The sequence below is a fragment of the Ruegeria sp. CDSA034 genome (genome assembly GCF_059612275.1).
Genome location: NZ_JBXWQH010000001.1, coordinates 624,260 through 643,395 on the forward strand (window position 1 = coordinate 624,260; position 19,136 = coordinate 643,395).

19 protein-coding genes and 1 pseudogene are annotated in these 19,136 nt (G+C 57.9%); 10 read left to right on the forward strand and 10 right to left on the reverse strand.

Annotated elements, in window-relative coordinates:
• Positions 1-20: 20 nt before the first annotated feature.
• A pseudogene (locus AC2FLJ_RS02985) lies at positions 21-734 on the forward strand (TRAP transporter large permease subunit); the annotation flags it as partial.
• 1,174 nt (positions 735-1,908) lie between these two features.
• Here the strand turns inward: AC2FLJ_RS02985 and AC2FLJ_RS02990 are convergent.
• Positions 1,909-2,664 (reverse strand): helix-turn-helix transcriptional regulator, encoded by a 756-nt coding sequence (locus AC2FLJ_RS02990; RefSeq protein WP_496704490.1) that lies wholly within the window; start codon positions 2,662-2,664, stop codon positions 1,909-1,911.
• A gap of 87 nt (positions 2,665-2,751) precedes the next feature.
• Between AC2FLJ_RS02990 and AC2FLJ_RS02995 the strand changes: the two genes are divergently transcribed.
• Complete coding sequence (locus tag AC2FLJ_RS02995; RefSeq protein WP_496704405.1) at positions 2,752-3,147, forward strand: RidA family protein; 396 nt, start codon at positions 2,752-2,754, stop codon at positions 3,145-3,147.
• 63 nt (positions 3,148-3,210) lie between these two features.
• Here AC2FLJ_RS02995 and AC2FLJ_RS03000 read toward each other — a convergent pair whose 3' ends face one another.
• On the reverse strand, positions 3,211-3,582 hold the full coding sequence (locus AC2FLJ_RS03000; RefSeq protein WP_496695016.1) for an OB-fold nucleic acid binding domain-containing protein: 372 nt from the start codon (positions 3,580-3,582) through the stop codon (positions 3,211-3,213).
• 127 nt (positions 3,583-3,709) lie between these two features.
• Between AC2FLJ_RS03000 and AC2FLJ_RS03005 the strand changes: the two genes are divergently transcribed.
• Positions 3,710-4,033 carry a 2Fe-2S iron-sulfur cluster-binding protein gene (locus AC2FLJ_RS03005; protein WP_496704406.1) on the forward strand — a complete coding sequence of 108 codons (324 nt, stop codon included), beginning with the start codon at positions 3,710-3,712 and terminating at the stop codon, positions 4,031-4,033.
• Positions 4,033-4,755, forward strand: coding sequence for an FG-GAP repeat domain-containing protein (locus tag AC2FLJ_RS03010; RefSeq protein ID WP_496704407.1), 723 nt, complete (start codon positions 4,033-4,035; stop codon positions 4,753-4,755). The genes AC2FLJ_RS03005 and AC2FLJ_RS03010 overlap by 1 nt, the downstream gene beginning before the upstream one ends.
• 81 nt (positions 4,756-4,836) lie before the next feature.
• On the opposite strand, the gene purD is transcribed toward AC2FLJ_RS03010, so the two are convergent.
• Entirely contained in the window at positions 4,837-6,099 is a 1,263-nt protein-coding gene (gene purD / locus AC2FLJ_RS03015; RefSeq protein ID WP_496704408.1) for a phosphoribosylamine--glycine ligase, read from the reverse strand.
• Between the two features lie 74 nt (positions 6,100-6,173).
• Between purD and xseA the strand changes: the two genes are divergently transcribed.
• Positions 6,174-7,667, forward strand: coding sequence for an exodeoxyribonuclease VII large subunit (xseA, locus tag AC2FLJ_RS03020; protein ID WP_496704409.1), 1,494 nt, complete (start codon positions 6,174-6,176; stop codon positions 7,665-7,667).
• 12 nt (positions 7,668-7,679) lie between these two features.
• Here xseA and AC2FLJ_RS03025 read toward each other — a convergent pair whose 3' ends face one another.
• Positions 7,680-8,105: a hypothetical protein gene (locus AC2FLJ_RS03025; protein ID WP_282118867.1), complete on the reverse strand. Its 426-nt coding sequence runs from the start codon at positions 8,103-8,105 to the stop codon at positions 7,680-7,682.
• Positions 8,106-8,209: 104 nt separating this feature from the next.
• Between AC2FLJ_RS03025 and AC2FLJ_RS03030 the strand changes: the two genes are divergently transcribed.
• From AC2FLJ_RS03030 to AC2FLJ_RS03050, 5 genes are all read left to right on the forward strand, one after another.
• Positions 8,210-8,848, forward strand: coding sequence for a lysoplasmalogenase family protein (locus tag AC2FLJ_RS03030; protein WP_496704410.1), 639 nt, complete (start codon positions 8,210-8,212; stop codon positions 8,846-8,848).
• Positions 8,849-8,906: 58 nt separating this feature from the next.
• Positions 8,907-10,070: a signal recognition particle-docking protein FtsY gene (ftsY, locus tag AC2FLJ_RS03035; protein WP_496704411.1), complete on the forward strand. Its 1,164-nt coding sequence runs from the start codon at positions 8,907-8,909 to the stop codon at positions 10,068-10,070.
• A gap of 86 nt (positions 10,071-10,156) precedes the next feature.
• Positions 10,157-11,059: a DMT family transporter gene (locus AC2FLJ_RS03040; RefSeq protein WP_496704412.1), complete on the forward strand. Its 903-nt coding sequence runs from the start codon at positions 10,157-10,159 to the stop codon at positions 11,057-11,059.
• A gap of 16 nt (positions 11,060-11,075) precedes the next feature.
• Entirely contained in the window at positions 11,076-11,681 is a 606-nt protein-coding gene (locus AC2FLJ_RS03045) for an inner membrane-spanning protein YciB (protein ID WP_496704413.1), read from the forward strand.
• A 160-nt stretch (positions 11,682-11,841) separates the two neighbouring features.
• On the forward strand, positions 11,842-12,510 hold the full coding sequence (locus AC2FLJ_RS03050) for a Crp/Fnr family transcriptional regulator (RefSeq protein ID WP_058274845.1): 669 nt from the start codon (positions 11,842-11,844) through the stop codon (positions 12,508-12,510).
• A 220-nt stretch (positions 12,511-12,730) separates the two neighbouring features.
• On the opposite strand, the gene AC2FLJ_RS03055 is transcribed toward AC2FLJ_RS03050, so the two are convergent.
• From AC2FLJ_RS03055 to rpiA, 6 genes are all read right to left on the reverse strand, one after another.
• Complete coding sequence (locus AC2FLJ_RS03055) at positions 12,731-14,167, reverse strand: Do family serine endopeptidase (protein ID WP_496704491.1); 1,437 nt, start codon at positions 14,165-14,167, stop codon at positions 12,731-12,733.
• 185 nt (positions 14,168-14,352) lie between these two features.
• On the reverse strand, positions 14,353-14,547 hold the full coding sequence (locus AC2FLJ_RS03060) for a DUF2065 domain-containing protein (RefSeq protein ID WP_496704414.1): 195 nt from the start codon (positions 14,545-14,547) through the stop codon (positions 14,353-14,355).
• Positions 14,547-15,443 (reverse strand): protease modulator HflC, encoded by an 897-nt coding sequence (gene hflC / locus AC2FLJ_RS03065; RefSeq protein ID WP_108858947.1) that lies wholly within the window; start codon positions 15,441-15,443, stop codon positions 14,547-14,549. The genes AC2FLJ_RS03060 and hflC overlap by 1 nt, the downstream gene beginning before the upstream one ends.
• Entirely contained in the window at positions 15,443-16,588 is a 1,146-nt protein-coding gene (gene hflK, locus AC2FLJ_RS03070; RefSeq protein WP_108858948.1) for an FtsH protease activity modulator HflK, read from the reverse strand. Before hflK ends, hflC begins: the two co-directional genes overlap by 1 nt.
• Before the next feature lie 72 nt (positions 16,589-16,660).
• Entirely contained in the window at positions 16,661-18,019 is a 1,359-nt protein-coding gene (gene gor, locus AC2FLJ_RS03075; protein ID WP_496704415.1) for a glutathione-disulfide reductase, read from the reverse strand.
• Between the two features lie 323 nt (positions 18,020-18,342).
• A complete protein-coding gene (rpiA, locus tag AC2FLJ_RS03080) occupies positions 18,343-19,128 on the reverse strand; it encodes a ribose-5-phosphate isomerase RpiA (RefSeq protein ID WP_496704416.1) in 786 nt (261 codons plus the stop codon).
• Positions 19,129-19,136 lie beyond the last annotated feature (8 nt).

Sequence of the window (19,136 nt, forward strand, 5' to 3'; positions counted from 1 at the left end):
ATGAGTTTCTGGTAAACACGTTTCACCCCACCGAAGCCGCCGCTGTGGCCGCAATCTATGCCTTCTTCATCGCCACCTTTGTCTACAAAGAAATGGGGCCGCTCGCCGCCCCCAAAACCCGTAGCCTGTTCGCCGCCGCTGTGATCGAAGACGCGCCTGCTGGCCCACGCATTCCCCTGAAGAGCAAGCCTTGGGCAGTTTTCACCGCGATTGTGCATCCGGACACTCAAAAGACCTTGTTTGATGCCGGCAAACTGACGATCACACCGCTGTTTGTGATCGCCAACGCGCTGATCCTGAAACACGTTTTGATGGATGAGCAAATCCCGCAACAGGTCGCCAATGCGATGCTGTCGGCGGGCTTTGGGCCTGTGATGTTCCTGGTCGTCGTAAACATCGTCCTGCTTATCGGTGGTCAGTTCATGGAACCCTCGGGCCTCTTGGTCATCGTGGCGCCTCTGGTGTTACCGATTGCCATCGAGTTAGGCATCGACCCGATCCATCTGGGTATCATCATGGTGGTCAACATGGAGATCGGCATGATCACCCCGCCGGTCGGCCTGAACCTCTTCGTCACCTCGGGCGTTGCCGTAATGCCGATGATGAGCGTGGTCAAAGCAGCCCTGCCGTTCCTGGCCGTGCTGTTCGTGTTCCTGATCATCGTTACCTATGTTCCGTTCCTATCTACATTCCTGCCCAATTCGTTCATGGGACCGGAAATCATAACCCAGTGACGCGGAAGGCGCTGGTCAAGTCTTAGGGGTGTTGTGAAGCGAACCCAGGGGGTGTTGATGTTAAACCGACCAAGGTCCGCTTAGTCCGCACAGCAAACATCGGCGCTCCTTATTGTAAACTGTCCATGGGTTTCTATCGCTCTCTACTTCCCACCATTTGTTCTGAAGTAGTAGAGGTAAGCCAAAGCTATGAACACCAATGAAAAAGCTAAGTCGACACCGAGATAAGAAGCACCAGTTGCCAACCTGACTACAACCATGGCCGCAACCATCACGCACAAAACCGCGAACTCGATCGATCGCCTATTCATGACTGCTCCTTATTGTGAACTTCGTTGCCTTAAGTATCCCCACCGACTCCGCAACGCTGACATTTAAGAAAAGGAGCGTCAGTAGTCCAACGTGCACGTCACTTGTAACCAAATATCCGACAAAACAACCGTTTCATCAGCACTCCTACCCAGTTTTTGAGTTCTTGATGTCGGCTAAAAGCTTGTTACGCATCAGTAAGAAGGCAGCAACCAGGATCAAGGCCACGTAAAAAACTAGTTTCTCGTGGGAGGCGTATGGCTTTGGGAGGAAGTCGACGTCGGGGATTTCAATGCCGAAGAACTCTATTGGTAACGTGTACCTGACCGCTACTAGGTAAGCTACTGCGCTGAGAATATAGCAAACCTTCAGGGCGACCTTTTGATTAATCATAACGCCTCCACCCTCCTTATTGTGAACTAAACCAATGGACCACGTGGAGGAGCGTTCCCACAACCAGCAAAAATAACGATATTGTCTGGGCACAGATAAACACCCAAGTAATTGCCGATAGCTCATCCGTCTTTTCAAAAAAGTTACCGAAAAATACGAGTCCCAGATATGAAAGAACAAAAACCAAAGCCAACCATTTCAAAGCCCTACGCCTCCACATTGTGAACTAGCTCAAAAAATTCAGGAGGGCTTGTGACCCAACTGCTAAGAACGCAAATGCCGCTGCAAGCTTACCCCGGCCACTGATCACCTCTTCACGGTTCGTCACCTGCTTAGGTAGATGGTAAGAGGCGGTATACCAGTTGAAGGCTGAGAATCCGCCGAATATCACCACAGCCCATTTCAACACTTTAACAAAAAAATCAATTCTCCTTATTGTTGACTTAGAACGTCTGGTCCGAGCCCATTTTAATCAATACTGCGCGTTCGATAGATGACTGCTTTGCCGGTCATTTTGCAGCTCACTGTAAGGGCAGACGTCTTCTTCAAATGGAACATAGCGGCGGCGAAAGCTAGTACCTTCCACGGCTGCTGGAAGACTGATCCTATCCATCCTGAAATGCCGAAAATCCTCCCTTACCGGGTCCCAGCCCACGAGGTACCATAAAGGGGGCAGGATCAGCATTGCCTGTGGCTCCACTTTGCGGCGGGTCCGCCGTCCTTTTGCATCGCGATACTCAAACGAGATGAGCCTGCGTCCAAGGAATGCCACTTCAACGGCGGGAAGCAACTCAGTATCCATTTTGCCCAAGTCCGAAAGGTCTTGCAGCGGGGACAATTGACCAATGTGTAAGCAGTCCAAGAAAGCGCGCAGGTCGCGCACTTTGTCTGCGGGCAGGGCCTTTTCGATCTTGGCTAGTCCGGCATCTGCCAGTTCCGAGAAAGGAAGGTTTCCCGCCGCCCGCATGGCTGCCACGCTGATGAGCAGTGCAAAGACCTCAGGCACCGATAACTTGGCCGTTGTCTGCATGGATTGCGGATCAAGCTGCAAGCCGCCACCCCGCCCCACGTCGGAATGGATCACATAGCCTTCATCCCGAAGCGCGCTGATATCACGAAGGACTGTGCGGCGGGACACGCCCACCCCATCAGCAAGGGCATCAATAGTGGATGTACCGTTTCGGCGGAGGGTCCGCACAATCTTTTCGTGTCTGAGTCGAACATTCATTCTGACACGATAGCACAAATGGTGACAACTTTTGTCACTGTTTTGATTTAAACCGGTTCCAGAAACGCAAAAAATGGAGAATTCGACATGGAACGGACTGCAGTGAATCCCTGGGAGTGGTCGCTCAAACTTGGCTACAATCAGGCCGAGGTGATCAAAGGCACGACACGTCAGGTCATTTGCGCAGGGCAGACAGCGGTGGACGAGAACGGCGCGCCCCAGCACCCTAGCGATATGCGTGCGCAGATCGATTTGGCCCTGGACAATCTGGAAGCCGTAATCAAAGAAGCTGGCATGGATCTGAGTAATGTCATCAAGCTGGGCGTCTATGCCACTGATGTGGATGAGGCATTGAAGAACTTCGATCTGCTGGGGATGCGCTTTGGCCCGCATCGGGTCGCCCCGCCCATGACCTTGCTGGGTGTCACACGCCTCGCTATCCCCGGATTGCTGTTTGAGATAGAAGCAACCGCAGCTGCATAGGTGAGATCATAGCGGCCATTTGATTTCGAAAACCAAGTGGCTGCCATGTCCCGCATAGCGGACCTATCCCTCCCCCCGCACCAGCACATCCAGCATGCCCGAGATATCCTCAACCTCTTCCGCGATCACATGGGTCACCGAATGCGCCCGCTGCATCCGGCCCGTGACCCGCAGCAGCCGCCCCGAGATCACCGCCCGGCGGAAGGTTTCGTAAATTTTGCGCCAGACCACCACGTTCACGATGCCGGTCTCATCCTCGAGCGTGACAAAGATCACCCCCTTGGCCGTCCCGGGCCTCTGCCGCAGGATCACCAGCCCCGCGACCGCCACCAGCGCGCCCTCAGGCGGGTCGTTCAACCGGTTGGCGGGCAGACACGCGGGCGGCCGCGGCCAGTTCCGGTCCGAAGACACAGGGCGGGTAGGTAACGCAATCATGAGAACAAAAATAGAACAAACGCAAGGAAAGTCCATAGGCGGCTTGACGAGTCGCAAATGAGGCTGGAAAGACCTAAATGCCTTCACTATGGAAGAATTCGACAAGCGAAAGAGGAAGACGCACGCAATGGCAAAGATTACCTATGTCGAGCACGGCGGTACCGAACATACAGTCGAAGTCGCCAGCGGCCTGACCGTCATGGAAGGGGCCCGTGACAACAATATCCCCGGCATCGAGGCCGATTGCGGCGGCGCCTGCGCCTGTTCGACCTGCCATGTCTATATCCACCCCGACTGGGTCGAGAAGGTTCCGGCCAAGGACGACATGGAAGAGGACATGCTGGATTTCGCCTTTGAACCCGACCCGGCCCGCTCGCGCTTGACCTGCCAGATCAAGGTCAATGACGAATTGGACGGGCTGGTTGTTCAAATGCCCGAAAAGCAGATCTGATGCTTTTCAAAGCGATCGCGGCTGCCGCGATCGCAATTGGAATCTTTCCGAGCGAGACAAGATCTCAGCAGCCATGGCAGTATGAGCCGCTGGGTTCGGCAGAGTACTCCGAACCCACTGTGCGATACCCGCACGGGGTACTCGGTGATCAGATTGAATACGGCGCTCTGATCCTGCAATATGCGCCGGAATGGGCGAAATACACAATCCGGCTGCCAAAAGAGCGCGTTTTCGAAGATATCCGACCGCGCCTGATTGATATTGACAACGATGGCCGTCGCGAAGCTCTGGTGGTTGAAAGCCATCGTGACAAAGGTGCACGGCTTGCAATCTACAATGGCGGCGGCCTGATTGCCGCTACGCCCTACATCGGAACCCGCTTTCGCTGGCTCGCTCCGGTCGGAGCGGCCGACATGGATGGCGACGGCAACGTCGAGATCGCCTATGTCGATCGCCCTCACTTGGCCAAAACCCTGCGCATATGGCGATTTGCAGACGGCGAGCTGACCGAAATCGCATTGCTGCCCAATCTCACCAATCACCGTATTGGAGAAGATTTCATCTCCGGCGGTCTGCGCGATTGCGGCGGCACTCCGGAACTGATCCTCGCCAACGGCAACTGGACCCGCGTCATCAGCGTCACTTACGAAAACGACTGGACCACCCGCGACCTCGGCGCGTTTACCGGCCCCAAAAGCCTGAACAACGCGCTCAAGTGCTGATCCGCCTCTTCATCTGGCTAAAAATTTCCTGTGAGTGAGGCGATAGGCCGAAGGGGCAAAGCCCCCTGACCTACCGACTGTTCAAAGAGCCCGCCAGCCGATATCGCGGCGGTAAAAGCCTTCGGGCCAATCCACACCTTCAATCATCGCATATGCCCGATCGCGCGCCTCTTGCAGAGTATTCCCGCGCGAGGTCACATTCAGCACGCGCCCGCCTGCGGCTTGAACCTGCCCATCAACGGCCTTAGTGCCAGCGTGAAAGACCATGTTGCCGCTGTCCTCAGGAAGCGCATCCAAGCCCTTGATCGCAGATCCTTTTACGTAGGAACCCGGATACCCCTGTGCCGCCATCACAACAGTGATCGCATGATCGTCGGCCCAGTTTACCTGTGTCTCGCTCAAACGGCCCTCGGCCGCGGCATGAAGCAGGTCCAGAACCTGGGCACCAAGCCGCATCATCAGAACCTGGCATTCCGGGTCACCAAAGCGGACGTTGTATTCGACCAACCTCGGTTGGCCGTCCTTGATCATCAACCCCGCATACAAAACGCCCTGAAACGGCATGCCCCGGCGCTTCATCTCGGCCATGGTCGGGCGCACGATCTCTTCCATCGCGCGCGCCTCGATCTCGGCACTCAGGACCGGCGCTGGGGAATACGCCCCCATACCGCCCGTGTTCAGGCCCGTGTCGCCTTCTCCTACGCGCTTGTGGTCCTGCGCCGTGCCAATGGACAGAATGTCCTCGCCATCACACAAGACGAAGAGAGATGCCTCTTCGCCCTCCATGAACTCCTCAATCACCACCTCGGCCCCCGCGCCACCAAAAGCGCCGCCGAACATGTCGTCGATGCCCTCCAGCGCGGTCTGTTCGTCCATGGCGACGATCACACCCTTACCTGCCGCCAAACCATCGGCTTTGACCACGATCGGCGTGCCCTGTTTGCGGACGTAAGCCTTGGCAGGTTCGGCCTCGGTGAACCTTGCATAGGCTGCGGTCGGAGCGTTCGACACGTCACAGATTTCCTTGGTGAAACTCTTCGATGCTTCCAACTGCGCCGCATCTGCCGACGGACCAAAGACCAGCACACCCGCTTCACGCAGACGATCCGCGACTCCAGCGGCCAGGGGCGCTTCGGGGCCGACGACCACGAAGTCAATCGCGTTCTCTTCGGCAAAACTGACAACCGCGCCGCCGTTTTCGACATCCAGTGCCGCGCACTCGGCAATTTGTGCAATCCCTGCATTTCCCGGCGCCACGATCAGTCGGTCACATTTGGGATTTTGCATCACCGCCCAGGCGAGGCTATGTTCCCGCCCGCCGCTGCCGAGAATAAGGATGTTCATGAAGGTCTCCGATCTGCTTGGCCTCGCCTTCCGGGCGTTCTAAGCTGGCCGGGCATTTGACACAAGGCGCTGAAATGTCCGACCTGCTTGATGACCCGATCCCGGGCCAAAACACCCCTGAATACACCGTTTCGGACATCTCGGGTGAGGTGAAACGCACGCTCGAGGGCACGTTCGGGCGAATCCGTGTGCGTGGTGAGGTCGGACGCGTGTTCACAGCGCGCTCGGGGCATCTGTACTATGACATCAAGGATGACCGGAACGTTTTGGCCTGCACCACCTGGAAAGGTCAGGTTTCGGGCCTCTCGGTGGTGCCGGAAGAAGGTCTTGAGGTTGTCGTCACCGGGCGCCTGACGGCCTTTGGCGCGCAATCGAAATACAACCTGAACGTCGATGAGGTCGCGGTCGCCGGGCAAGGCGCACTTATGGCCTTGCTGGAAAAGCGCAAGAAACAGCTCGAGGCTGAAGGTCTGTTTGCGCCCGAACGGAAAAAGCCTCTGCCGTACCTGCCTCAGATCATTGGCGTGGTGACTTCACCATCTGGTGCTGTGATCCGGGACATTCTGCACCGCCTGCGGGATCGCTTCCCGCGCAAGGTGCTGATCTGGCCTGTCGCTGTACAAGGTTCCAACTGCGCACCCGAGGTTGCGCGGGCCATCGACGGTTTCAACAAACTGACGCCGGGCGGCTCGCTGCCCCGGCCCGACCTGATCATTGTCGCCCGGGGTGGCGGATCGATCGAAGACCTTTGGGGGTTCAACGAAGAAATCGTTGCACGCGCGATTGCCGCGTCGGACATTCCGCTGATTTCTGCCGTGGGTCACGAAACGGATACAACGCTGATCGACTTCGTCTCGGATCGACGCGCGCCAACCCCGACCGCCGCGGCTGAACTTGCCGTGCCGGTTCGGATGGAACTTCTGGCCTGGACGGGTGAGCAAGGTGCACGCCTTTCTCGTGCAGCGACGGACGCGGTTCAAAGACGCTCTCAACGGCTTCGCGACCTGTCACGCGCGTTGCCGCGCCCGGATAGCTTGTTGAACACCCCACGCCAACGCCTTGACTTAATTGCGGATCGGCTGGCACCCGCACTAAATCGCGGCGTGCAGAACCGACGTCTGCAAGTTGTCGAGCTGTCTGCACATCTGCGCCCTTCGACGTTGCGCAATCTCGTTTCGACCAGAAACGAGGCCTTACGCAACCTGTCATCCCGTCTGTCTCTGCGCCCAATCCACAGAGAGATCGAACAACAAAAGCAGAATATCAACAGGTTGGCCGACCGTATGAACGCGGCACAGGCCACGCGCCTGGATCGGATGCGGCAACAGCTGGACGCCGCTGATCGCCTGCGTGAAACACTTAGCTACAAGGCGACGTTGCAGCGTGGCTACGCTGTGGTCCGAGCTGAGGGCGAGGTTCTGACAACCAAGAAACAGGCGTCAAAGCACAGCGCATTCGAGATCGAATTCGCAGATGGTCTGCTGAATACGAGCCAGCCCACGACTTCACCGGCGGCACCTAAGAAGTCAGCAAAGAAAGATGCACCGGACCAGGGCTCGCTGTTCTAGCCGAATGCGCCTTCAGACCCCGACTTCGGGGCCGAGACAAACCATTTCTTCATTGATGTCCTCGGCCTCGTACAGCTCGGTGGCGTCCGAGTTGCCCTCGAACAAGGCGATCAGGCCCCCGTCAGACTTGGTAAAGACCCAGCATTGCGGGTCAATCCGGTCTTCGTAGACAAAGCAGATCTGGCCCGCTTGTTCGTACCAGACACCCTCTTTGCAATTGCCGTCCAGAAAAGACCAGATCACGCGGCGATTGGGCAAATAGCGTTCGACGCCGTAAACCGTTCCCTGAAACCCATAGAACATGGTTTTTCCGCGCGTATAACTGTCGAATTCAGCCCCAGACAAAGCTGACTGAGCCGCTGCCGTCTGCGCAGAAAGTGTCAGAAGAATCGCAATACGCCTGAGCATGGGAACATTCTGACAGATGCCGGTCAGCATCGCCAACAGACAATCCCCTAAAACCGGCTGCCTTAACGTCACCGCTTGAGTTGTAATGGCGATCCCGGTGATGCTGCCAAAAATAGCCAAATGGGGGGCATTTGATGACAACCGCTCTTTTCTGGATCGCTGCCGCGAGCGCGCTGGCCTATTTGCCGATGTCACCGCGCCCGGCCAGCCCCCTGCGATCCCTCTTCAAGACGGCCTCTGTCGCGCTACTGGCGCTGGTTGCTGTCTTAAGTGGCGCCCCCATGCTACTGACCCTTGCGCTAGTCCTGTGCGCCTTGGGCGACGCGCTGTTATCACGCGAGACGGACTCGACCTTCATGGCAGGGATTGGTGCATTTGCAGCAGGCCACCTGGCCTATATCGCTCTGTTCCTCAGTCACCCATCCAGCGACACTGCTCTGATCTTGGACAAGCCCGGTTTTTTTTGGTCGCTGATCATCCTCGGGATCGTTGCCGCAACCCTGCTCGCCCCCCGCGCCGGTGACCTCAAGGTACCGGTTCTGGGCTATATCCCGATCATCCTTGGCATGGGCATTACGGTCCTCGCCTTGCCCGAGGCGGGCGCGTTACGCTGGGCCCTGCCCGCCGCACTGGCCTTCATCGCGTCGGACCTGATTCTGGCGACTGAAAAGTTTCTGCTGCCTGACGGCCATCCGGCGCTACGCATCACGCCCTATATGATCTGGATCCTGTACTGGGGCGCGCAAGCGGGGCTGTTGATTGCGTTTTTGTGACCCTTTGCAACTGCCGCAAATCCGCATTAGGTGAGGGGAACACCTGCGGAGACTAAAAATGGCGTTTTTCTCAAAGCTCAAGGACAAGCTGTTCAAATCCTCGTCCCGCCTCGAACAGGGGCTGGATGCCATCGTCGAAGATGGTGGCGAGGAAACGACCGCCCCCGATCCAGTTATCCCCGAGCCTGAGCCGCAGCCGGAACCGGTTCCCGAAGTTCCACAGCCGGTGCCAGAGACACCTGAACCCGCCCCTGTGCCACAGCCGGTCGAAACACCTGAACCCGCACCGGTCGATCCAACCCCTGCCCCGCCGCCGCCTGAGGCCGCGCCATCCAAAGGGGTGTTGGGACGCCTGTTTGGCCGGAACGAAGCCAAGGCCGTCATCCGTCGTACGTTGGACGACGATATGCTTGAGCAGCTAGAGGAACTGCTGATCGCCTCGGATATGGGCGTCGACACCGCTTTGCGGGTCACATCCAACATGGCCGAGGGGCGGTTGGGCCGGAAACTCTCCACGCAAGAGATCAAGCAATTGCTCGCCCAGGAAGTCGCCCGTGTGATGGAACCGGTTGCCAAGCCTCTGCCCATCTACCCCAAGCGCCCGCAGGTCGTGCTGGTCGTTGGCGTCAACGGGTCCGGCAAAACCACAACCATCGGTAAGCTGGCCAGCCAGTTCAAAGCCGCGGGCAAAAAGGTCGTCATCGCCGCCGGGGACACCTTCCGCGCCGCCGCCGTCGAACAGCTCCAGGTCTGGGGCGACCGCGCCGGCGTGCCGGTGCTGACCGCACCCGAAGGGTCAGACCCAGCCTCATTGGCTTTCGACGCCCTGACCCGCGCGCAGCAAGACGGTGCAGACCTGCTGATGATCGACACGGCCGGGCGCCTGCAAAACCGATCGGATCTGATGGAGGAACTGGCCAAGATCGTCCGCGTGATCCGCAAAATCGACGAGACCGCCCCGCACAACACGCTGCTGGTGCTGGATGCCACCACTGGCCAGAACGCGCTGAGCCAGGTCCGGACATTCCGCGATCTCGCTGACGTGTCGGGCCTGGTGATGACCAAACTCGATGGCACCGCCAAAGGTGGCGTATTGGTTGCACTGGCCGACAAGTTCGGCCTGCCGATCCATGCCATAGGCGTCGGAGAACAGATCGACGACCTCGCCCCCTTCGACCCTGAAGAGTTCGCCGCCGCCCTCACTGGCCTGGACCAAACCTGATCCCCCCTTCATCTGGCCCCAAATATCCTCCGGGGGTCTGAGGGTGGAAAACCCCCAGCCTCTCCTCCCAGCGAAAAGACAGACATTTGAGCGACTGGCTGATTTCTCTCGAAGGCACCGAAGCGGGCCATCAGCTGGCTCTTGGCCTCGCTTTGATGGCCGCCTTCCTGCATGCTGTATTTGGCGCGTTGCAGAAAGGCCGTCACGATCCCTGGCTGTCCCGTGGGGCAATCGACGCCTGCTATTGCCTGATGGCCGCCCCTTTTGCCTTTTTCGTGGTGCCGTGGCCTGAACCCTACATGTGGTCCATCTTCGCCGTGGTCTGGATGATCCACATCGCCTACAAGGTCCTTCAGGCGATGGCCTATACAAAGGGTTCATACACTGTCGTCTACCCGGTCGTACGCGGCACTGGCCCCCTTTTCACGGTCATCGGCGCCTATCTGCTCTTTGGCGAGACCTTTACCGGGATTCAATGGTTTGGCGTTTTGGTTCTGCTGGCCGGTATCTTCGGCCTGGCCGCCTATAATTTGCGTTTTCTGGAAACCAACCGGGAAACGCTGGGCATAGCGCTGGTACTGGCCATCGCAACCGGCCTGTTCGTCGCGCTCTACACCACTTATGACGCCTATGGTATCCGGGCCACCGCCGACCCGTTCACCTTTCTGGCGTGGTTTTTCATGATCGACGGTTTTGCGATGCCGATTTACGCATTCCTCAGATGGCGCGCCATGATCAACCGCCCAGCCGTTGGCCCATTGATGTTGCGGGGCTTGGCCGGAGGCATCATCGCCCCTATGTCCTTCGGAGCAATCATGCTGGCCACCCGCTTGGACAAGGTCGGCGAAGCCGCCGTTCTGCGAGAAACCTCGACGGTCTTTGCGGCGCTGATCGGGTGGTTGGTGTTAAAAGAAACTGTGGGGCCAAGACGGGTCGCGCTGATGGCACTGATTGCATTGGGCGCCGTAATAGTTGAAATGGGCGGGTAAAAATCAGGAAACCGACATGTCAGGCAAAAAAGAAATCAATCCGTTTCTGAAACAGGCGTTAGAGCTTGGGCCCCCACTGGCCTTTTTCTTCATCTACCTACGCCTGCGTGACGACAGTTTCCTGATCGGAGGTACCGAATACTCCGGCTTTATCGTCGCCACGATCATCTTCGTCCCGCTGATGCTGGCCGCTATGGGTATCCTCTGGTACTTGACCGGCAAACTGAGCCGGATGCAGATATTTACCGCCTTCATGGTCATCTTCTTTGGGGGCCTGACTGCGTGGTTCAATGATGAGCGGTTTTTCAAGATGAAAACCACGCTGGTTTACGGTTTCTTCTCGGTCATCCTTGGAATCGGCCTGCTGCAGGGGAAATCCTATCTGGCCTATGTCCTCGAAGACATGCTGCCGATGCGCCATGAGGGCTGGATGATCCTGACCCGCCGGTTGTGCGGCTGCTTTGCGGTTCTGGCCGTAGCTAATGAATTTGTCTGGCGCACCATGTCGACGGACCTGTGGGTCAAAATTGAAACTTTCGCCTTTCCGATCGCGCTGATGGCGTTCCTGATGCTTCAGTTCAGTCTGTTGCAACGCTACATGGATGATCCAGACCACCAATAGGCGAACACTGATAATCGGCGCGCAGCTTATGCGTTTGCTTTCATATTGAGCCGTCACACAGCGCGCAATCAGGCAAACCAATAAAAACCTTGGAATAATAGCCCGGCTGTGGAACATTGGGGCACCACTCAACACCAGCAGCCGGAGACCCCTCAACCACATGAAGGCACTCCCAAACAGCGGATTCCTGTCCGAGGCATCAGACCGACTCAGGGCTATGCTTTCGGCACTCGCGACCGAGATTTCCTTGGATCAGGGCCAGGTGCTGTTTGAGCAGGGGGACGAAGGCGATGCGCTGTATGTGATTTCTGAAGGTACGCTCGAGGTTTCATTCCTTGCGATGAGCGGGCGCAAGCTGTCTTTGACCCTTATGAAGCCGGGCGAAGTGTTTGGCGAAATTGCGTTGTTCGACAGCGGACCGCGGACCGCTACGATAGCAGCGGCCGAGCCATCTAGCGTGCTGCGCGTGCGCCGCAGCGACGTGATGGACCAGATCCGCCAGCACCCCGATCTTGCCGTCGACATGATCCGTCTGGCGGGCCTGCGCATGCGCTGGATGGGGTCACAGCTAAACGAACAAGTGTTCTTGCCGATGCCCATTCGTCTGGCGCGCAAATTGCTGCATCTGTCTGCCCTTCAGGACGACCCCGCCATGCGCATCACCCTGTCCCAAAGCGAATTGGCCGAGTTCGTCGGTGCCACGCGCGAGGCTGTATCCAAGACGATTTCCACTTGGAAACGCGACAATGTTGTCGAGGCATCCCGCGGCGGGTTGATGATCCAGGACTTTAACGCCCTGAAAGAACTGGCCGAATCCGACTTAATCTGACCTTGTGACCTCCTTCACATACGGCGCATGCCAAAATAGCTAATGTCTTAGTTGTTACCGTAGGGGGCCAGAGAATCATCCCCGATATCTGTCCACTGGCCTCTCCCTGTACCAGAGCCATGCGCCTCCCCGGCGTGTGGCTCACTTACTTTCAGCGCCACGTGAAACGGAAAAGGCCGAGGCATTGCCCCGGCCTTGTCACAACGTTTGATGTGGTGCGTTACTCGCCCAAACTCAGCGCCACAAAGCGGGGGTCGCCACCGCGTCGTACAAGCAACAACAGCGATTTACGCCCGGCCTCACGCGCTTCTTCCATGCGTGCTTCCAGATCTTCAATCGACGTCACCTTTTGCTGTCCAGCCTCGGTGATCAGATCGCCGGCGCGCAACCCTTTGGAAAACGCCTCAGACGCTTCATCCACTTCGGTCACAACCAGCCCATCGGCGTCTTCTTCCAGACCAAGATCCGTGCGTAGCGTGTCCGTCAGCGGCGAAATGGTCAGACCAAGAATGTCAGCATTCTCTTCCGTTGGAGCCTCAGACGTTTCCTCCTCGCCCTGATCGGCCCGTTCGGCATCCTCACGGCGCCCCAGAGTAACTAGGACGGTCTGTGTTCCGCCATCGCGATGCACGACAACACGCACGGCTTTGCCCACGGTTGTCTCGCCGACCTGACGCACAAGGCCGCGTGTATCTTCGACCTCGACCCCATCAAAGCTGAGGATCACGTCACCAGCCAGCAGACCAGCATCTTTCGCCGGCCCATCCGGAACATCGCTGATCAGCGCACCGCCCGGTTTGGCCAACCCCATTGCCTCGGCCATGTCCTCGGTTACGTCCTGAATGCGAACGCCCAGCCAACCACGGCGGGTTTCGCCAAATTCACGCAGTTGGTCGACCACCTTGACCACGACGTTGGACGCCATTGAAAAGCCGATCCCGATCGAGCCGCCGTTGGGCGACAAAATCGCTGTATTCACACCAATCACTTCGCCATTCATGTTGAACAGCGGACCGCCCGAGTTGCCCCGGTTGATGGCCGCGTCGGTCTGGATGTAGTCGTCATACGAACCGCTCAGCGCCCTGTTGCGGGCCGAAACGATCCCGGCCGAAACCGAGAAGCCCTGCCCCAACGGGTTGCCCATGGCAATAACCCAATCACCGACACGGGCGACGTCACTGTCGCCAAACTGCACGTATTGCAGCGGGCCCGGGGCCTCGACCTTCAGCAGCGCAATATCGGTTTTCTCATCCGTGCCGATCACCTTGGCAGGCAGTTCCTCCGGCGGCTGTCCATCACCGGGGAAGAACTCCACCAGGATTTCATCGGCCTCGGCGATCACGTGGTTGTTGGTGACGATGTAGCCGTCCTCGGAAATCACGAACCCCGAACCCAGCGCGTTGCTGCGGCGCGGGCGATTTTCATCATCACCGTTCCGGTCCTGAAAATCGCGAAAGAAATCTTCGAACGGTGATCCCTCGGGCACAATGCCCTGCGGGCCGGTCTGGCCTTCGATCAACGTTGAGGTGGTAATGTTGACCACGGCCGGGCTGATCTTTTCTGCCAGCGGCGCCAGGCTTTCGCTCCGCGCCTGCGCAGCGACGGATTGGGCCAGAACAAGAATCATCCCTGCAATGGCCAGCCACATCAGCCGCATGAAACCAACACCCTCGTCCTGCCGGACCGAAATACTGCGTGCGTGTGCCTGCACTTGGGAACTCCTTGTCAACAAGTCTTGTAAAACTGCCCTCGGGCAAATCTTCTCAGGAACTAATGTAGTCGGTTTGTCCTTGCCCGCAACTCGGGATCGCGGGGAAATCACCTGCAAGTGAGGTCACCGCATCAAAACCCAACCTGATAAGCCCCCCATAGCAGGACAAACCCACTAACTACGCTCAGCAGACCGACCAGCCGCCGCGCCTGCTCGGGCAGTGACCGCAGTGCCTCTAACATGCGCTCAATAAGCGAAGGGGCCAGCGCATAGGCCAGCCCCTCTACAATCAATACCAGCCCGAAAGCCAGAAGGATCAGCCCCATTATTCGGAGGCCGCAGCAGCCGGAGCTGGTCGTCCGGTCGGCGAAGCGAGGTAGTTGAAGAACTCTGAATCCGGGCTCAGAACCAACGAGCTATTGCCGCCCTGCAACGCGTTCTCATACGCGGTCAGCGAACGGTAGAATTCAAAGAACTCCGGGTCCGCGCCATAGGCTTCCGCAAAGATCGCGTTACGTTCGGCGTCCGCTACACCACGGGTGATTTCGGCCTCACGACGTGCATCTGACACCAGTTCGACCACGGTCCGGTCAGCTTGCGCACGCACACGCTGCGCCGCCTCGTTACCACGGGCACGTTCGTCTGTTGCTTCACGTTCCCGCTCGGCCTTCATACGGTCGAAGGTCGCCTCAAGGTTGGCCTGAGGCAAGTCGGTCGCCTTCAATCGCACGTCGATTACAGTCACGCCCAGCGCCTGTGCTTCGGCAATCGCGCTGTTTCGGATGCGCAGCATCAGTGCCGCACGGTCCGAGCTCAGGATGTCACGGGACGAAACCGAGCCCAGAACTTCGCGGGTTTCGGCCCGCAAAATACGATCCAGACGATCCTCGGCAACCGGGATACCACCGACACCAACGGCCTGGCGGAACTGGTTCAAATCTGAAATCCGGTACCGTGCGAATGCATCGACAACCAGACGCCGATCGTCCAGAGGGGTCACCTCAAGGGGCTGTACGTCAATAGACAGGATACGGTCGTCATAGCGGACAACTTCTTGAATCACCGGGATTTTGAACGCCAAACCGGGGTCTTCCTTGACCGCGACGACACGACCAAATTGCAAGACCAGCGCGCGTTCACGTTCATCCACGATGAAGATCGAAGACAGGCCAACGACGCCAAGGATCACGACAAGAATGAGGATAATGGGTGATTTACGCATCAGTTGCTCTCCCCGGCTGGGCTACGACGCAGCTCGTTCAGCGGCAGATAGGGCACAACACCCTGCCCTTGCCCGGATGAGTTCTGGTCCAGAATGATTTTGTCAACGTCACCCAGAATCTGCTCCATTCGCTCCAGATACAGACGCTTACGCGTCACATCGGGTGCTTTGGAGTATTCTTCCAGAACTGCGCTAAAGCGGCTGGCTTCACCCCGCGCACTGTTGATCTGTTGGGCACGATATCCTTCTGCCTCTTCCAGAACCTGCGCAGCTTCGCCGCGCGCTTCTGCCAACACCTTGTTCGCATAGGCATCGGCTACGTTCTGCAACCGGTCCCGTTCCTGCGCAGCAGCTTGAACGTCGCGGAAGGCGGCGATCACATCCTGAGGCGGGTCGGCTTTGTCAAAGTTCACGCGGACAATGTTGATCCCTGAATCATAGCTGTCCATTGTGGACTGGATCAGTTCCTGCAAGCGATCCGCGATAACACCACGATCCCGGTTCAGGATCGGTGCAAGCTCGCTTTGAGCGATAATCTCGCGCATCGCTGATTCCGACACCGCACGGATCGTTTGGCGCGGATCACGCAAGTTGAACAGGAACTTCGCAGGGTCGTTGATGTTCCAAACGACTTGATAGTCGATATCGACCACGTTTTCGTCGCCGGTCAGCATCAAGCCATCATCGCTGCCGCGCGCGCCGCCCATATCTTCGTTCTGTTCACGGGTGACCGGGATGACTTCGGCGGTAACGAAAGGCCACGGCGCAAAGTTTAGACCCGGATTTCCGACGGCCGAGAATTCGCCGAGGAACAACTCAACCGACTGTTCTTCGGGCTTGACCGTGTAAAAACTGGCCGCCCCCCACAATACCGCCGCGACGACGACACCAATAAGAACCGTACCTTTTGTGAAGATGGGGCCACCGCCGCCAGAGCCCTGACCGTTGCCACCTCGGCCTGAACCGCCGCGGCCGCCCATAAGGACGCGCAGCTGTTCCTGGCCTTTCTTCATCAGCTCATCAATCTCGGGGATCTGCGGACCATCGCCTTCGGGGGGCTTGCGCCCATCACCGTTGTCACCCCGATTTCCTCCGCCGCCCGAGGAGCCTCCGCCCCCCCAGGGGCCGCCGCTATTGCCCGCCATATGTATCTATTCCCTTGTGTTGGACCGTGTGATCACGGGTTCCCTTGTAACTTGTGTGCGCGCGGTTGCAAATCAAGCAGTGCGCACAGGTTGCCGCATTGTTACCAATTCCTCTGCCATCACCGGATGAACGGCAACCGTGCGGTCGAAATCTTCCTTGGTTGCGCCCATTTTGACGGCAATGCCAGCCAGCTGGATCATCTCACCCGCGCCCGGCGCGACGATGTGACAACCCAGAACCTTACGGGTCGCCTGACTGACGATCAGCTTCATCAGCACGCGCTGTGTTCCACCAGCAAAAGCTTTTTGCATTGGCTTGAACGAAGTCGCGTAAACCTCAATCGGTTCCTGTGCCGCGCCTTCTTCTTCGCTTAGGCCTACCGTTCCGAATTCCGGCTGGGTGAAGATCGCGGTCGGGATCAATTCATGATCCACAGGCGTCGGGTTGCCTTTGAACACGGTTTCGACAAAGGCCATCCCCTCGCGGATCGCGACGGGTGTCAGGTTCACGCGATCGGTCACGTCGCCGATGGCATAGATCGAGGGTACGCCAGTCTGGCTGTACTGATCCACCACGATCTCACCTTTGCGGCCACGTTCCACGCCCAGCGCCTCGAGGCCCAGATTATCCGCATTCGGCGCGCGCCCGGTGGCGTACATAACCACGTCGAACTGATCCTCGGTGCCATCGGTGGCCTTAACGCGGATCTTGTCGCCTTCTTTGGTCATTTCCAGCACATTGGTGCCCAAACGAACATCGATGCCGTTCTGGCGCATCTCTTCACAGATCAGGCCACGCGCCTCTTCGTCGAAGCCACGCAAGATTTGTGCACCGCGATAGAATTGAGTGGTCTTGACGCCCATCCCGTTCATTATCCCTGCAAACTCGCTGGCGATGTAACCGCCGCCGACGATCAGAATGCTTTGGGGCAGTTTTTCAAGGTGAAAGATTTCGTTCGACGTGATCGCCAGGTCCGATCCCGGAAACTCCGGTACGACCGGACGACCGCCTGTGGCGATCAGGATGTGCTTGGCTGTCTTGCGTGTCCCATCCGCCAATTCGACCGTATGTGGATCCACAACGGTCGCCCGCTGGTCAAAACTTTCGACACCGTTGTTCTTCAGGATATTGCGGTAGATGCCTTCAAGCCGGTCCAGTTCAGTCACCAGCTTGCCGTGAAAAGTATCCCAGTTCAAAGCACCGGCCTGAATGTCCCAGCCATAGGCTTGCGCATCACCGACCATGCCAGAAAACTCGCTGGCGAAGACCATCAGTTTCTTGGGCACACAGCCCCGGATGACACAGGTGCCGCCGTAACGGTCTTCTTCGGCCAGCCCCACCTTGGCACCGTTCTCACCAGCTGCCACACGTGCGGCCCGGACCCCGCCTGAGCCTCCGCCGATTACGAACAGATCATAGTCAAAGCTCATTTGTCCTGCCTCTTCCAAATTTCCGCAAGTGCCCGCAGGCCTTGCATGGGGTGTACTCTATCTCGCGCTGCTGTCCAGAGTGATCGCCGGGGCGCCGGCCTCTTCGATTTCTCGAACTTGCGCAGGGAACCGCTGCAGCGTTGTGAACAAACGCCCAGATATGGTTGCTTTTGTTTTATTCAACGACGGCCTCCGCGTCTTGGATTGGTCAAACCAAGTGCCAACTTGTACGTGTCCCAAATCGTTCGCGGTCACGACTTCACTCAAAGCAATGTAGTGTCCGAATAAAACAAGGGAAGAATAGCGATCTGTGTCTGCTCCGCTTAATCGGCCAGATCCGAGAACAAGTTCTCGCCTGCCTCCACCGCCTGATCAAGTTCGATCGTTCCATCGTTGATATCGCGCAGCTCGACCCGACCATCGCCGTGGCCGATCACAACTTTGTCACAGATGTCGATGAACAAACCATTCTCGACCACACCCGGAACCTGATTAAGCACCAGCGCCAGTTGCCTGGCATTTCCGATGCGCTGAAGGTGCAGATCCAGAATGTGATTGCCCTCATCCGTGACAAACGGCGCCTCTCCGTTCATGCGCAGCGCGGCTGAGGTGCCGAGAACATCCATCGTATCCAGCGCCTCTTGGATCAGCGTTCGCGTAGTCTGCCAGCCAAAAGGGATAACCTCGACCGGCAAAGGGAATGCGCCCAGTGTTTCGACCTCTTTCCCGGCGTCAGCAATGACGATCATCTGATCGCTTGCCGTGGCAACGATCTTTTCCTGCAGATGGGCGCCGCCGCCGCCTTTGATTAGGTTCAGATCGCCGTCAAATTCATCCGCGCCGTCGATGGTCAGATCCAGCCAACCCGCCTGATCCAGCGAGACAACCTCGATCCCCAACTCACGGGCCAGTTGCGCGGTACGGGTTGAGGTCGGAACAGCCTTGATCCGCAAACCTTCCTGCTGCACCCGCTCTCCCAGACGGCGGACCATCCAGGCGGCCGTTGATCCGGTGCCCAGCCCAACGCGCATCCCGTCCTGAACCATGTCAGCGGCCCGTCGCGCCGCGGCATATTTGGCTTTGTCTATGGGTGACAAATCTCCGGTCATTGTTGCAT